Source organism: Mycolicibacterium fallax, assembly GCF_010726955.1.
GTDB lineage: Bacteria > Actinomycetota > Actinomycetes > Mycobacteriales > Mycobacteriaceae > Mycobacterium > Mycobacterium fallax.
Genome location: NZ_AP022603.1, coordinates 1,370,707 through 1,383,706 on the forward strand (window position 1 = coordinate 1,370,707; position 13,000 = coordinate 1,383,706).

The window sequence follows — 13,000 nt, forward strand, 5'->3', positions numbered from 1 at the left end:
CAAGGCCGGTGGGCAGCGACCTCGCTGTGGATAAGGTGGGTCTATGGCGGCCAAAAGATCCAAGGAAGTGGAACGCAAGTACGACGTCACGGACACCACGGTCTCCCCGTCGTTCGAGGGCCTGGCCGCCGTCGCCCGGGTGGAGCAGGTCGCCCCCCAGCAGCTCGACGCGGTCTACTACGACACCGCCGGCGGCGACCTGGCCCGGAATCGAATCACGCTGCGGCGCCGCACCGGTGGCACCGACGAGGGCTGGCATCTGAAGCTTCCCGGCGACGGGGACGCGCGTACCGAGATCCAGGCGCCGCTGGCCGACACGCTGCCCGACGAGTTGCGCGACGTGGTGCTGGCGATCGTCCGCGACCGTGAACTGGCTCCGGTCGCCCGGATCCGCAACGCGCGCCAGCTGCAGCGCCTGTACGACGCCGCCGGCGCGCTGCTGGCCGAGTTCTGCGACGACCATGTCACCGCGACGGCCGGCGACGGCGACGAACAGCGTTGGCGGGAATGGGAATTGGAGTTGGGCACCGGCAACAAGGCGCTGCTGAACCGGCTGGGCACCCGGCTGCTCGACGCCGGCGCGACCCCGGCCGGTCACGCCGCCAAGCTGGCCCGGGTGCTCGGCGATCCGCCCCCGTCGCCGCCGGTCACCGACGACCCGATCCACCGGGCCGTCGCGCAGCACGTCACCGAATTGGCCCACTGGGATCGGGCGGTGCGCGCCGACGAGTGGGATTCGGTGCACCAGATGCGGGTCACCATCCGCAAGCTGCGCAGCCTGCTCAAGGAGTCCGAGGAGTCCTTCGGGCTGACCGAGGATTCCTGGGTGCTCGACGAGCTGCGCCAGCTCGCCGCGATCCTCGGCGTCGCCCGGGACGCCGAGGTGCTGGCCGAAAAGCACCAGCAGACCCTCGATGAACTGGATCCGGACCTGATCCGCGGCCCGGTGCGCGAGCGGCTGGTCGACGGGTCTCGGCGGCGCTACGACGTCGGGCTGCGCCGGTCGGTGACGGCGATGCGCTCGGCCCGGTACTTCCGGCTGCTCGACGCGCTCGACGAGTTGGCCACCGCCGAGCCGATGCCGGCCGAGGAGCACGCCGCCGAGCCCGGCAATCTGGGCGGGGCGTACAAGCGGCTGCGCAAGTCGGTGAAGACCGCCAAGGCCGCCGAGCACACCCCGGACCGCGACGAGGCGCTGCATCGAATCCGCAAGAGCGCCAAGCGGTTGCGCTACACGGCCTCGGCGATCGGCCGGCGCAAGGTGTACGAGGCGGCCAAGACCGTCCAGACCCTGCTCGGTGACCATCAGGATGCCCACGTCAGCCGGACCCATCTCGCGCAGCAGGCCGACGCCGCCCACGCCGCCGGGGAGGACACCTTCACCTACGGGGTGCTCTACCAGCGTGAGGACGACCTGATGCAGCAGCGGCGCGGCGAGCTGAACGCCGCCCTGGATCAGCTGAAGAAGGCCATCGGGCACTGAGGGCGAACGAGTTGGTCTGTAAGCCGGATTCTGTTCTGCACCGGTGGTGCAGCGGCGACCATCCATCTGGACACACCGTCGCCGGGTGCCTCAAGCGGCCTACCCGCAGGCATGGGCGAGCAACCCGCCTGCGCAGTCGCCGTAGCGACCTCTTGGCCTTGCTTCGGGTGGGGTTTGCCTAGCCATCCCGGTCACCCGGGATGCTGGTGCGCTCTTACCGCACCGTTTCACCCTTACCATTTCTGGCGGTCTGATTTCTGTGGCACTGTCCCGCGAGTCACCTCGGATTGCCGTTAGCAATCACCCTGCTCTGTGAAGTCCGGACTTTCCTCGAATTTCTCCGCGGCCGCCCGACCAACTCGTTCGCGCAGGTAATCCTAGTTCGGCTCGGCGCCGCGGCCAAACCCCGGTTCAGGCGCCGCCCGGTTCAGGCGGCCGCAGGTTTTCGGAGCAGGTTGCGCAGCGCGGCTTCCATCGGGCCGTCGGGTGGACTGCCCGGCAGGATCGGCGGCGCGGTGCTGAGGTAGCTGTGACCGGTGGGGGTGGTGGTCACGGTGGTGTGCCGGCCGGTGCCGGTCGTCGTGACGCGGACACGCCAGCGGGGTGCCTGCTTGTTGTAGTTGCAGGCCTCGCACAGGCCGTCGCCGTTGGGGTAGCTGGTGGGCCCGTCGTCGGCGGCGGGACGGATGTGGTCGGTGTGCCGGATCTCGGCGTCGCAGTAGGGGGTGCGACATTGTTGATCGCGGAACCCGATCAGCATTGCCAGGGCCTTGGGGAACAGCCGGGACCGGGACTGCATCGCCACCAGCGCGCCGCTGCCCGGCCGGGCGTACAGGTTGCGCAGCGTCGCCCGCGATGCCGGGTCGGTCACCGCGTTGGTGATCAGGCCTCGCGCGATGGTCGCGGGCACCGGTCCGACCCCGGGAATCAGCGCGGGGCCGGTGCCACCGGTCAGGGTGTCATCGGAGAGCACCAGGCTCACCGCGATGGGTTCGGGCACCTCGGCCGGGCGTCCGGTGATCCGTTCGATCAGGGTGTCGGCCATCACCTGTCCCCGGCTGCGGCCGTCGCCGCAGCTGTCGGCCTCCCGGCGCAGCGCGGCGTACACCGAGACGCCCTTGACCATCGGCAGCAGGGCACTGAGATAGACCATGTTGTCCGGGGCCGGCCGGATGCTCACCCGCCGGTCCTTCTCGGCCCGGACCGCCCGGTCGACGACGGCGTGCGGGTCCAGCCGGTAGGCGATGGCCTTGGCCTCCGCGGCGATGCGCTTGTTGCCCCGTCCCGCCAGACCGGCGACGTCGGCGCACATCTCGGCGTCCAGGGCGCGCCGATCCGCAACGTCCAGGCAGGCCGACTCGCGGACCAGCAGGGTGGCCCGCCACTCACTCAACGCCCCGGATTCCAGGGCGGCCAGGGTGTGCGGCATCTCGTTGATCAGCGCCTGGGCGAAACCCAGATGCCGGTTGCCGCTGTGCGGGGAGTCGTACCGGGCCAGGGCGACCTCGGCGGCCAGCCCCCGACCGCGCCGCGCCGCCGGCAGTCCCGCGGCAGCCTCGGCGTCGTGGCGCACCGTCGCCAGCTGGGCGGTCAGTCGGGCCTGCAGGGCGGCGGCCCGGGATTTGGCGCGTTCGAGTTCGGTGATGCCGGTGACCAGCGCCGCCTCATCGGAGAGATCCACTCCGGACCCAACCAAGTCGAACATACGTTCGACTGTACGCGCCTTTTTTCACCACCACAAGCCCCCACCGCAGCGCGGTGATCCGGATCGGATTCAGCCGCCGTGCTGCCCCCGGCGCACCACGATCACGTTGTCGACCAGGTGCGCGGGCTGCCCGTCGGGCCCCACGGCGTCACGCTCGGCCGACCCGCAGCGCAGCACCTGCCAGCCCTGCCCCAGCTCCAGCCCGTCGAGCACCCGCTGCGCGCTGGGGAACTCGTGGTGGTGGGCCTGCAGCGCCGACGCCCACGGCGGAGCCTCGCCGTGGTCGACGATCAGCAGCGTGCCGCCCGGCGCGATCGCCGCCGCCGCGCGCCGCAGAATCCGCTCCCGGTCCAGGTCGGCATGCGAGTGCAGGAACTGCGCCGACACCAGGTCGAACTCCCCGTCGGGAAAGTCCGTGTTCAGGTCGCAGGGCCGGAAGTCGATCCGCGCGGCCAATTGCCCGGCGTCCGCGGCGCCGCGGGCCAGCGCGGTTTCGGAGACATCGACGGCAACCACCTGCCAGCCGCGGGAGGCCAGCCAGATCGCGTCGGCGCCCTCCCCCGCACCCAGGTCCAGGGCGCGGCCGGGCGTCAGCTCGCCGGCGATCTCGGCCAGCCGGGCATTGACCCGGCCGCTCCAGATCCGGTCGGACTCGCCGTAGCGCCGCTCCCACGCCGTGCGGGCGTCCTCATCCGATTCGGTCATTGGCTCACCTGCCCAGATAGTCGGTCTGATTGACCAGTCGCACCGACGACAACCCGTCGGAGTAGTACTCGGCGATGCTCAGCGACGCCAGGTCCAGGTGCAGCCGGTAGAGGATGTCCGGGCCGGCGTTGAGCGCCATCCGCAGCAGCGTCTTGATCGGCGTGACGTGCGAGACGACCAACACCGTCGCACCGCCGTACTGGGCGATCAGCCGGTTGCGGGCCCGGCGGACCCGATCGTGCACCGCATCGAAGCTCTCGCCGCCCGGCGGCACGACGGCGGTGTCGGCCAACCAGCTCCGGTGCACCTCGGGGTGCGCGGCGGCCGCCTCACCGAAGGTCAGGCCCTCCCAGCTGCCGAAGTCCGTCTCGATGAGGTCCTCATCGACGGTGACGGGCAGCCCCAGCGCGTCGGCCGTCGCGGTGGCGGTCTGCCGGGCCCGCTCCAGCGGGGAACTCACCACCGCGGCGATGCCGCCGCGCGAGGACAGATAGGAGGCGGCCGAAAGTGCCTGCCGTCGACCCAATTCGGTCAGTTCCGGGTTCCCGCGTCCGGAATAGCGGCGCTGCACCGACAGTTCGGTCTGACCGTGCCGCAGCAGCAACAGCCGGGTCGGCACGCCTTGGGCTCCGGTCCAGCCCGGCGCCTTGAGCGCCGAATCTTCCTTCGTACCAGCCGGTTCCGCCGCAGCCGGTTTGGCCGCAGCCGGTTCGGCCGCAGCCGCGGGCTTCTTGGCGGCGGGGTTCTTGACCGGCAGCCCGGCGGCGGCATCCATCGCCTCGTTGGCCAGCCGGTCGGCGTGCTTGTTGCGTTCCCGGGGAATCCAGCGGTAGGAGACGGTGTCGAACCGGGCCGCGATGGCGCGGGCCTGCCGGTGCAGTTCGGCCAGGTCGGGGTGCTTGACCTTCCACCGCCCGGACATCTGCTCGACGATGAGTTTGGAATCCATGTACACCTCGACCGTGGAGGCGCCGAGGTCGGCGGCCTCGGTCAAACCCGCGATCAGCCCGCGGTATTCGGCGACGTTGTTGGTCGCCCGCCCGATCGCCGATTTGCTCTCGGCCAGCACCCTCGAGCGGTCCGCGGAGAACACCACCGCACCGAACCCGGCCGGCCCCGGATTGCCCCGCGATCCGCCGTCGGCCTCGACGATTACCCGCACCGCGGTCAGTCCTTGATCCGCAACAGGATTGCCCCGCACTCCGGGCAGCGCAGCACGTCGTCGTCGGCCGCCGCGGCAATGCGGGCGGACTCGCCGCGGTCGATCTCGATCCGGCAGGCACCGCAGTGCCGGCCCCGCAGCACCCCGGCGCCGACCCCATTGGCCGCGCGCTGACGCTCGTACAGCGCCAGCAGATCCGCGTCCAGCTCCCCGGTCAGCTCGGCCCGGGAGTTCTCCCAGTGCGCCCGAACCTCATTCACCTCGGTGCGGGCCCGGTCGCGCGCCCCCTCGGCATCACGCAGGTCATTGCGGGTCTGGTCCAGTTCGTCGGTGGCCTCGGCGTGCCGCGCCGCAAGCGACTCACGCTGCTCCATGATCTCCAGCTCGGCGTCCTCCAGATCGGACTGCCGGCGCTCCAGGGTCTGCAGCTCGTGGGCGAGTTCGGCCTGCTGCTTGTCGTTGACACCGGAGTCCAGCAGCGCGCGGTCCCGATCTTCCCGCTTGCGCACACCGTCGATCTCGTTCTCCAGCTTGGCAATCGCGCCGTCGAGATCGGCCAGCGCAATGCTGACCGCCGCGACCGCGTCCTCGGCGGCGGTGACCGCGATCAGCAGCTCATCGACCCGCTGCTGCTCCACCAGGGTCTTCGCGCGATGCCCGATCCGGGCCAGCTCGGCATCGTTGTCGACCAGTTGACGCAGACGACGCTGTTGCGTCACTTCGGCTTTCATCAGAAGTCCCCTCGGGATTGGGCGTGCAGGTTCCAGGGATCGGTACGGATATCACAGACGTCGACCGGCAGCCGGTCCCCGAACGCGCCGCGCAGCAGCCCGGCGGCCTGCGCGCACCACGGGAATTCGCTGGCCCAGTGCGCGACGTCGACCAGCGCCATCGGCGCGGTGCGGCGCTGCTCGTCGGCGGGATGGTGGCGCAGGTCGGAGGTGAGGTAGACATCCACCCCGGCCCGGGCGGCGGCACCGAGCATCGAGTCCCCGGACCCGCCGGACACCGCGACGCGCGAGACCAGCGCGTCGGGATCACCGCTGGCGCGCACCCCCCAGCTGGTGGCGGGCAGCCGGGCGCCGGCGCGGGCGACGAACTGGGCCAGCGACTCCGGCTCGGGCAGCTCACCGATCCGGCCGATCCCGACACCCGAGGGCAGGCCGGCCAGCGCGAAGACGTCGAACGCGGGCTCCTCGTAGGGGTGTGCGGTGCGCAGGGCGGCCAGGATCGGCGCCCGCAGCCGGGCCGGGGCGATCACCTCGATGCGGTCCTCGGCCAGCCGTTCCACCCGCCCGACGGTCCCGACGGCCGGCGCGGCGCCGTCGTGCGGCAGGAACTGCCCGGCGCCGGCGACGCTCCAGCTGCACCGCGAGTAGTCGCCGATCTGGCCGGCGCCTGCCCCGAACATCGCCGCGCGCACCGACTCGGCGTCGGCGGCCGGCACGAAGACCACCCACTTGTCCAGGTCGGGCCCAGCCGGGACGGGCTCCAGCACGCCGGTGACGGTCACACCCAGGGTTTCGGCGAGCGCATCGGAGACCCCGGGCGCCGCGGCGTCGGCGTTGGTGTGCGCGGTGAACAGCGCCCGCGAGGTGCGGATCAGCCGGTGGATCAGCGCGCCCTTGGCGGTCGAGGCGGCGACGGTGTCGACGCCGCGCAGCAGCAACGGGTGGTGGGCCAGCAGCAGGCCGCCGTCGGGCACCCGCGCGATGACCTGCTCGGTGGCGTCGACGGCGACGGTGACCGAGGTGACCGGCTCGGCCGGGTCTCCGCACACCAGACCCACCGAATCCCAGGACTGCGCCAGCGCCGGCGGATAGGCCGCCTCCAACACCGCGATGACCTCGGAAAGACGGATGGACACCTTGCAAACAGTAGTGGTCGCCGCATCGGGGACAATGGAGGCGTGACCGATCTGCGCTGCGACACCCGACCCGATCTGGTGCTGTTTGATCTCGACGGCACGCTCACCGATTCCGCACCCGGGATCGTGGCGAGTTTCCGTCATGCCATGACCGAGGTCGGCGCCGACGGCGTCGTTGCCGACGACGATGCCGCACTGGCCACCCGGATCGTCGGGCCGCCGATGCACGAAACCATGACTGAGCTGGGCCTCGGCGGCGCCGACGGGGCGGCGATGGCGGCCTACCGCGCGCATTACACCAGCCACGGCTGGTCGATGAACGCCCCGTTCGACGGGGTGGCCGAGCTGCTCGTCGACCTGCGGGACGCCGGGGTGCGGCTGGCGGTGGCGACCTCGAAGGCCGAGCCGGCCGCGCGCCGCATCCTGGCGCACTTCGGCCTCGACGGGCACTTCGAGGTGATCGCCGGGGCCAGCGTCGACGGCGTCCGCTCGGCGAAGACCGATGTGGTGGCGCACGCGCTGGCCCAGCTGGGGCCGCTGCCGGAGCGGGTACTGATGGTCGGTGACCGCAGCCACGACGTGGCGGGGGCCGCCGACCACGGCATCGACACCGTCGTCGTCGAATGGGGCTACGGCCGGACCGATTTCGACGGTGACGAGCCGGCACCGGGGGCCGGGTTCGTCGCCGACGTCACCGAGCTGCGCGAGGTGCTCGGTGTCTGAGCTGCATGTGACGTTCGTCTGCTCGGGCAACATCTGCCGTTCCCCGATGGCGGAGAAGATGTTCGCCCACCAGCTGGCCGAGCGCGGGCTGGCCGACCGGGTGCGGGTGTCCAGCGCCGGGACCGGCGGCTGGCACGCCGGCGACGGCGCCGACGACCGGGCCGTGCAGGTCCTTGTCGGGCACGGCTATCCGGGCGAGCACCGGGCGGCCCAGCTCGACGAGGATCACCTGTCGGCCGATCTGGTCATCGCGCTGGGCCGCAACCACGAGCGGCACCTGCGCCATCACGGCGTGGACCCGCAGCGGCTGCGGATGCTGCGCTCCTTCGACCCGCGCTCCGGCGCGCACCCCGACGACGTCGAGGACCCCTACTACGGCGGCCTGGCCGACTTCGAGGAGACCTTCACCGTCATCGCCGCGGCACTGCCCGGGCTGCACGCCTGGGTGGACGAGCGCCTGGGGCAGTGACATGCGCCGGCTGAAGATGCTGTTGCAGCCGAGTTGGCTGGCGCTGGCGGCGGTCGCGTTGCTGTTCACCTACCTGTGTTTCACCGTGCTGGCGCCCTGGCAGCTGGGCAAGAACGCCCGGGTGTCCAAGGAGAACCACCAGATCGACGTGTCGCTGACCGCCGACCCGGTTCCGGTGACCGATCTGCTGCCGCACCAGGATTCGACCGCGCCCGAACAGCAGTGGCGCCGGGTGACGGCGACGGGTCACTACCTGCCGGACAAGCAGGCACTGGCCCGGCTGCGGGTCATTCAGGGCGCCCCGATGTTTGAGGTGCTGGTGCCGTTCGCCGTCGACGGCGGACCGACGGTGCTGGTCGACCGCGGCTGGGTGGCCCCGCTGGAGGGCTCCCGGCCGCCGGCGATCGAGCCCGCGCCGGAGGGTCGGGTGAGCATCGCGGCGCGGCTGCGTGACGCCGAGATCGCCCCGCCGGACAAGAAGCCGTTCACCGCCGACGGCTCGCTGCAGGTGTACGCCATCGATCCGACCCAGCTGTCCGGGCTGGTCGACGTGCCGCTGGCCGGGGCCTACCTGCAGTTGGAGGCCGACCAGCCCGGCGGCCTGGGGGTCATCGAGCTGCCGCACCTGGACGCCGGGCCGTTCCTGTCCTACGGCATCCAGTGGATCGCGTTCGGCATCGTCGCCCCGATCGGGCTGGGGTATTTCATCTACTCCGAGGTCAAGGTGCGCCGGCGGGAACGGGAAAATCGGGAACTCCTCGATGCCGCCGCCGACGACGAGGCCAACCGCCCCAACACCGACGACGAAGACGCCGCTCCGGGCACCGAGGACACCCGGGCACCCGCCCCGGAGTCGGTGCAGCAGGCCCGCGTCGAGCAGAAGCTCACCGACCGGTACGGCCGGCGCCGATAGCCAGCAGCAGTCCCGCCGCAAGCGCGGCGGCCGCGCACTGGACCAGGGTCGACAGTCGCGCCGCCCGGCGCAGGTCGGCCGACCCCGGCGGGTCACCGTCACCGAGGGTGGGCCGGATCTCCAGGCCGTGGTGGTACGGGGTCGGCCCGCCCAGCCGAACGCCCAGCGCCCCGGCGAACGCGGCCTCCACCACCCCGGCGTTCGGGCTGGGGTGCCGGGCCGCGTCGCGGCGCCAGGCCCGGATCGCCGCCGCCGGTGAGCCGCCCACCGCCGGCGCGCACGCGACGACCAGCGCCGCGCAGACCCGGGCCGGCAGGTAGTTCGCCAGGTCGTCGAATCGGGCCGCGGCCCAGCCGAACCGGGTGTAGCGCGGCGAGCGGTAGCCGACCATCGCGTCCAGGGTGTTGGCGCCGCGGTAGACCAGCACCCCGGGCACCCCGCCGACCGCGGCCCACACCAGCGGCGCGACGGCGGCGTCGGAGGTGTTCTCGGCGACCGATTCCAGCGCGGCCCGGGCCAGCCCATCGGCATCCAGGGTAGCCGGGTCGCGCCCGCACAGCGACGGCAGCAACCCGCGCGCGGCGTCCAGATCCCCGGCGTCGAGCAGGTCCGCCAGCTGCGTCCCGGTGCGGGCCAGCGAGCGTCCACCCAGGGCGACCCAGGTGGCCGCGGCCAGCGCGGCGGCGGCTCCGGCCGGCCGGCGTCCGGCGGCGCTCTCGGCCGCCGCTCCCCCGGCCGCCAGCGCGCCGAGCAGCACCGCGACGTGCAGCACCCCGGCCCCGCGACTGTCCCGGTAGGTCAGTGTCTCCAACCCCGCCGCGGCGGCCCCGAAGCCGGCCACCGGATGCCCGCGGCGCGGATCACCCAGCGCCCGGTCGGCGAGGTAGCCGGTGAGCAGGCCGATCGCCCGGGGTCTCGTCGCTGGCACCGGGGCAGCTTCTCACAGCCGCGCGGGGCATCGGCCGGCCGGAACGTAGGTTCTTCAACCATGAGGATCGGTTTGATGGTCGGCTCCGACCGGGAGCGTTCGCGCGCGGATCGGCTGTCCGGGCTGTTGGAGGATGCCCGCGGCGCCGAGGCGGCCGGCCTCGCGTCGTTCTGGATGCCGCAGGTCCCGGGTTACCTGGACGCGCTGACCGCCGTCGCGCTGATCGGTCAGGTGACCGAACACATCGAACTCGGCACCGCGGTGCTGCCCATCCAGACCCGGCACCCGCTGATCATGGCGCAGCAGGCGCTGACCACCGACCTGGCCTGCGGCGACCGGCTCGCCCTCGGCCTGGGCCCGTCGCACCACTGGATCATCAGCGATCAGCTGGGCCTGTCCTACGACCGGCCGGCCCGGCTGGTCCGGGACTATCTCGAGGTGCTGACCGCATCGGTCACCGGGCCCGGACCGGTGCGGGTGCGCAACGACAGCTATGCCGTCGACGCGACGATCGACGTCGCCGAGGCGCCGACGATGCCGATTCTGCTTGCGGCGCTGGGGAACACGATGTTGCGGCTGGCCGGCGAGCGGGCCGGCGGAACCATCCTGTGGATGGCCGACGAGCGCACCATCGCCGACCATGTGGTGCCGCGCATCACCGCCGCCGCCGACGGTGCCGGCCGGCCGGCACCGCGGATCGTCGCGGGCGTGCCGGTCGCACTGTGCGCGGCCGGCGAGGTCGACCGGGCCCGCCGGTATGCCAGCGAGGTGCTCGGGCACGCCGAGCTCTCGCCGAACTACCTGCGGCTGTTGGAGCACGGCGACGCCCGGGACGTCGGCGACACCATGGCCGCCGGCGACGAGGCCGCCGTGGCCGCCCGGCTGCGTCGCTACCGGGATGCCGGGGTCACCGACCTGGCCGCCCGGATCGTGCCGCTTGGCGACGACGCGGCGGCCCGGGCCCGATCACGCGCACGCACCCAGGAGTTCCTGGCCTCGATCGCCGCCGGCCGGTAGCTCATTACTGCGCCCGCTCAGCAGACCGGCGAATGATTCCTTCGAACTGCACGAACATTGGTGGGCGCGACAGGTATCGAACCTGCGACCGCTGGTGTGTAAAAGCCACGATACGACGTTTCCGCAGGTCGCCGCTAAACGCCGCGTGCTGGCGACCTGGGCTTTTGCGTCGGATCGTCCACCGCGCCCGGACAAAATGGGTCATCGGTGGGTCATCGGTGGGTCATCGGTGGGTCATCGGTGGGTCATCGGTGGGTCACCCGTACCGTCGCATCAACTCCTTTCTCCCCCAAACCCTGGAGGCCCCGATGTACCCCGAACTCTCCCGCGTCGCCCTCACCCGCCCGGTCCCCGCATATGGCCTCCCCGCTGGCACCGTCGGCGCCGTCGTCGGCGCGTACTCCGACGGGGTCGGCTATGAGGTGGAATTCGTGGCCGCCGACGGCCGCACCATCGCCGTGCTCACCCTGACCGCCGACGACCTCGCCGCGGTGCCGGGCTGAGAACAGAGACCGGCCCGGATCCAGCAGCGGATCCGGGCCGGTTCTGGGTGGCGGTTAGGGCACGGGCAGGCAGCGGCCGCGGGCCCGGTCCCACGCGTAGTTCCAGCCGTCGGGCCGCTTGCAAACGCCCTCGCCCAGCGGCTCCGCGGGCAGCTGCTCCGCGCCACCGCAGCGCTCATCGCCGGCGACGACCCGGTCGGTGCCGTGCTGCAAGTACCCGCCGACCGGATCATCGAGCAGCCAGCGGCGGCCGTCGATCACGGCGTAGTCCACGCACTTCGACGTCTGCGTGTCCCAGCCGCTCATCACCCGCGCGGAGTCCGCGCCGGTCGGATCCTCGCCCTCGGCGGGGACGCAGCCCATGTTGGGCAGCGGGTCCAGCAGCTGCACCCGCGTATCCGCGCGACTGTCCAGAAAAACCCCGTAAACCTGCGCGCCGAGGTGCAGCTCAAACCGCGAGCCGCAGACGCCGTCACTGGCCCGCAGCACGGGCCCATCCGGGAACACTGGCAGCGCGACGACGACCTCCTCCCGCCCCGCCTGGCGCCCCTGCTGCTTGCCCACCGCCAGCCCCGCCGCCAGGACCCCTCCGACCACCGCGACGGCCAGCACCGCGGCGGCCGTGGCGCGCACCCGAGGCCGGCGCGCGAACCCCATCACCTTCTGCATCACTTTCCCTCCTCCTTTGTGTTGCAACAGTTGCTGGGCCAGGCCCCGGCGGGCAGCGCATCCGGCACCGCCGCCGCCCCCGCCGGGGGCACCACTTCCACCTGCACCGGGGCCTGCCGGTGCGTGGCGTTCAGCGTGATGCTCGCCGCCAGCAACGCGGCGATCAGCACCAGCAGCAGGGCCGTCAGCGGCCGGCGGCGTACCACCGCGCCCAGCCCCCGCAACTCAGTACGCGCGTTGCGCATCACGTCGCGCATCAGGCCACCTCCCAGCTGCGGGCGGCCGGCTCGGAAACCGGCTCGGGATCGGGTGCCGGATCGGGCTCCGGATCGGTCTCCGGGGCGAGGCCCAGCAGCAGCTCCAGCTGCGCGATGCCCCGCAGCCTTTCGACCGCGGCCTTCACGTCGCGCGGGCGCTGCGCGGCGGCGGCTTCCCTGCCGGCCGATGCCCACGCGGCGGCGACCAGTTCGGCGACCGCGGCGTGCACAGCGCGGCGGCTGGCTCCGGCATCAACCAGCTGCACTACGGCGGCCGCGTCAACGCCCGCCGGGAGCGGGGTGGTCAGCAACAGCCGCGCGACTCGTTCCGGATGGGGCTGCGTGTTCATTTCAGTACCTCTTTCTGTTCGTGTTTTCGGTCGGTCTGCGGTGGTGGCGTGCGGGGAGGCATCAGTCAGGGGCCACCTCCACTCGGCGGATCAGCAGGATTTCCGCCGGCCGAAGTCGCACGAAAGCCCGCCACCTGCCCAGCCCCCGCAGCGTCAGCAGCTCGCGCAGCACCTCCGCCAACCGGACGGGGTCGGAGCCGACCGGGGGCGTCACGGTCGCCAGCACGTGCATGGGGGTCGGCGTCACGG

Annotated in this window: 16 protein-coding genes and 1 other RNA gene; 6 read left to right on the forward strand and 11 right to left on the reverse strand. The window is 72.2% G+C overall.

The genetic code is table 11. The features are described from left to right. Nucleotides 1–43 precede the first annotated feature (43 nt). A complete protein-coding gene (locus tag G6N10_RS06485; RefSeq protein WP_085100185.1) occupies nt 44–1,483 on the forward strand; it encodes a CYTH and CHAD domain-containing protein in 1,440 nt (479 codons plus the stop codon). 3 nt (nt 1,484–1,486) lie between these two features. Here the strand turns inward: G6N10_RS06485 and rnpB are convergent. From rnpB to G6N10_RS06515, 6 genes are all read right to left on the reverse strand, one after another. Further along, nucleotides 1,487–1,845, reverse strand: an RNA gene (gene rnpB / locus G6N10_RS06490) — RNase P RNA component class A. Between the two features lie 65 nt (nt 1,846–1,910). Further along, complete coding sequence (locus G6N10_RS06495) at nt 1,911–3,188, reverse strand: HNH endonuclease (RefSeq protein WP_085100183.1); 1,278 nt, start codon at nt 3,186–3,188, stop codon at nt 1,911–1,913. Between the two features lie 69 nt (nt 3,189–3,257). Beyond that, entirely contained in the window at nt 3,258–3,893 is a 636-nt protein-coding gene (locus G6N10_RS06500; RefSeq protein ID WP_085100180.1) for a class I SAM-dependent methyltransferase, read from the reverse strand. Nucleotides 3,894–3,897: 4 nt separating this feature from the next. After that, nucleotides 3,898–5,055, reverse strand: coding sequence for a bifunctional RNase H/acid phosphatase (locus G6N10_RS06505; RefSeq protein ID WP_085100177.1), 1,158 nt, complete (start codon nt 5,053–5,055; stop codon nt 3,898–3,900). 5 nt (nt 5,056–5,060) lie between these two features. Then, nucleotides 5,061–5,786: a zinc ribbon domain-containing protein gene (locus G6N10_RS06510; RefSeq protein WP_085100174.1), complete on the reverse strand. Its 726-nt coding sequence runs from the start codon at nt 5,784–5,786 to the stop codon at nt 5,061–5,063. Next, nucleotides 5,786–6,922: a Nif3-like dinuclear metal center hexameric protein gene (locus tag G6N10_RS06515; protein WP_085100171.1), complete on the reverse strand. Its 1,137-nt coding sequence runs from the start codon at nt 6,920–6,922 to the stop codon at nt 5,786–5,788. Before G6N10_RS06515 ends, G6N10_RS06510 begins: the two co-directional genes overlap by 1 nt. Before the next feature lie 42 nt (nt 6,923–6,964). Here G6N10_RS06515 and G6N10_RS06520 point away from each other — a divergent pair, with 42 nt between their 5' ends. The 3 genes from G6N10_RS06520 to G6N10_RS06530 are packed head-to-tail and all read left to right on the forward strand — an operon-like array spanning nt 6,965 to nt 9,027. Next, the gene (locus tag G6N10_RS06520; protein WP_085100168.1) at nt 6,965–7,645 is read left to right on the forward strand and encodes an HAD-IA family hydrolase; all 681 of its coding nucleotides are present in this window, start codon (nt 6,965–6,967) and stop codon (nt 7,643–7,645) included. After that, nucleotides 7,638–8,114 (forward strand): low molecular weight protein-tyrosine-phosphatase, encoded by a 477-nt coding sequence (locus G6N10_RS06525; protein ID WP_085100165.1) that lies wholly within the window; start codon nt 7,638–7,640, stop codon nt 8,112–8,114. Before G6N10_RS06520 ends, G6N10_RS06525 begins: the two co-directional genes overlap by 8 nt. Nucleotide 8,115: 1 nt before the next feature. Continuing rightward, nucleotides 8,116–9,027: an SURF1 family cytochrome oxidase biogenesis protein gene (locus tag G6N10_RS06530; protein ID WP_109750631.1), complete on the forward strand. Its 912-nt coding sequence runs from the start codon at nt 8,116–8,118 to the stop codon at nt 9,025–9,027. Here G6N10_RS06530 and G6N10_RS06535 read toward each other — a convergent pair. Continuing rightward, on the reverse strand, nt 8,999–9,955 hold the full coding sequence (locus tag G6N10_RS06535; protein WP_109750630.1) for a cobalamin biosynthesis protein: 957 nt from the start codon (nt 9,953–9,955) through the stop codon (nt 8,999–9,001). The two genes, G6N10_RS06530 and G6N10_RS06535, sit on opposite strands and share 29 nt — an antisense overlap. A 60-nt stretch (nt 9,956–10,015) precedes the next feature. Between G6N10_RS06535 and G6N10_RS06540 the strand changes: the two genes are divergently transcribed. Both G6N10_RS06540 and G6N10_RS06545 read left to right on the forward strand, forming a co-directional pair. Next, nucleotides 10,016–10,972, forward strand: coding sequence for a TIGR03564 family F420-dependent LLM class oxidoreductase (locus G6N10_RS06540; protein ID WP_085100162.1), 957 nt, complete (start codon nt 10,016–10,018; stop codon nt 10,970–10,972). Between the two features lie 251 nt (nt 10,973–11,223). Next, complete coding sequence (locus G6N10_RS06545) at nt 11,224–11,475, forward strand: DUF4926 domain-containing protein (protein WP_234810682.1); 252 nt, start codon at nt 11,224–11,226, stop codon at nt 11,473–11,475. A gap of 54 nt (nt 11,476–11,529) precedes the next feature. Here the strand turns inward: G6N10_RS06545 and G6N10_RS06550 are convergent, their stop codons facing one another. The 4 genes from G6N10_RS06550 to G6N10_RS06565 form a co-directional block, all read right to left on the reverse strand. Then, nucleotides 11,530–12,147: a hypothetical protein gene (locus G6N10_RS06550; protein ID WP_163742269.1), complete on the reverse strand. Its 618-nt coding sequence runs from the start codon at nt 12,145–12,147 to the stop codon at nt 11,530–11,532. Continuing rightward, nucleotides 12,144–12,401 (reverse strand): hypothetical protein, encoded by a 258-nt coding sequence (locus G6N10_RS06555; protein WP_109750629.1) that lies wholly within the window; start codon nt 12,399–12,401, stop codon nt 12,144–12,146. The genes G6N10_RS06550 and G6N10_RS06555 overlap by 4 nt, the downstream gene beginning before the upstream one ends. Continuing rightward, nucleotides 12,401–12,751, reverse strand: coding sequence for a hypothetical protein (locus G6N10_RS06560; protein WP_085100153.1), 351 nt, complete (start codon nt 12,749–12,751; stop codon nt 12,401–12,403). The genes G6N10_RS06555 and G6N10_RS06560 overlap by 1 nt, the downstream gene beginning before the upstream one ends. 61 nt (nt 12,752–12,812) lie before the next feature. Next, entirely contained in the window at nt 12,813–12,998 is a 186-nt protein-coding gene (locus tag G6N10_RS06565; protein ID WP_133055199.1) for a hypothetical protein, read from the reverse strand. Nucleotides 12,999–13,000 lie beyond the last annotated feature (2 nt).

Coding starts and splice junctions, on each gene's coding strand:
- G6N10_RS06500 (WP_085100180.1), bottom strand. CDS start 3,893: ATGACCGAATCGGATGAGGACGCCCGCACGGCGTGGGAGCGGCGCTAC.
- G6N10_RS06530 (WP_109750631.1), top strand. CDS start 8,116: ATGCGCCGGCTGAAGATGCTGTTGCAGCCGAGTTGGCTGGCGCTGGCG.
- G6N10_RS06510 (WP_085100174.1), bottom strand. CDS start 5,786: ATGAAAGCCGAAGTGACGCAACAGCGTCGTCTGCGTCAACTGGTCGAC.
- G6N10_RS06495 (WP_085100183.1), bottom strand. CDS start 3,188: ATGTTCGACTTGGTTGGGTCCGGAGTGGATCTCTCCGATGAGGCGGCG.
- G6N10_RS06540 (WP_085100162.1), top strand. CDS start 10,016: ATGAGGATCGGTTTGATGGTCGGCTCCGACCGGGAGCGTTCGCGCGCG.
- G6N10_RS06485 (WP_085100185.1), top strand. CDS start 44: ATGGCGGCCAAAAGATCCAAGGAAGTGGAACGCAAGTACGACGTCACG.
- G6N10_RS06560 (WP_085100153.1), bottom strand. CDS start 12,751: ATGAACACGCAGCCCCATCCGGAACGAGTCGCGCGGCTGTTGCTGACC.
- G6N10_RS06555 (WP_109750629.1), bottom strand. CDS start 12,401: ATGCGCGACGTGATGCGCAACGCGCGTACTGAGTTGCGGGGGCTGGGC.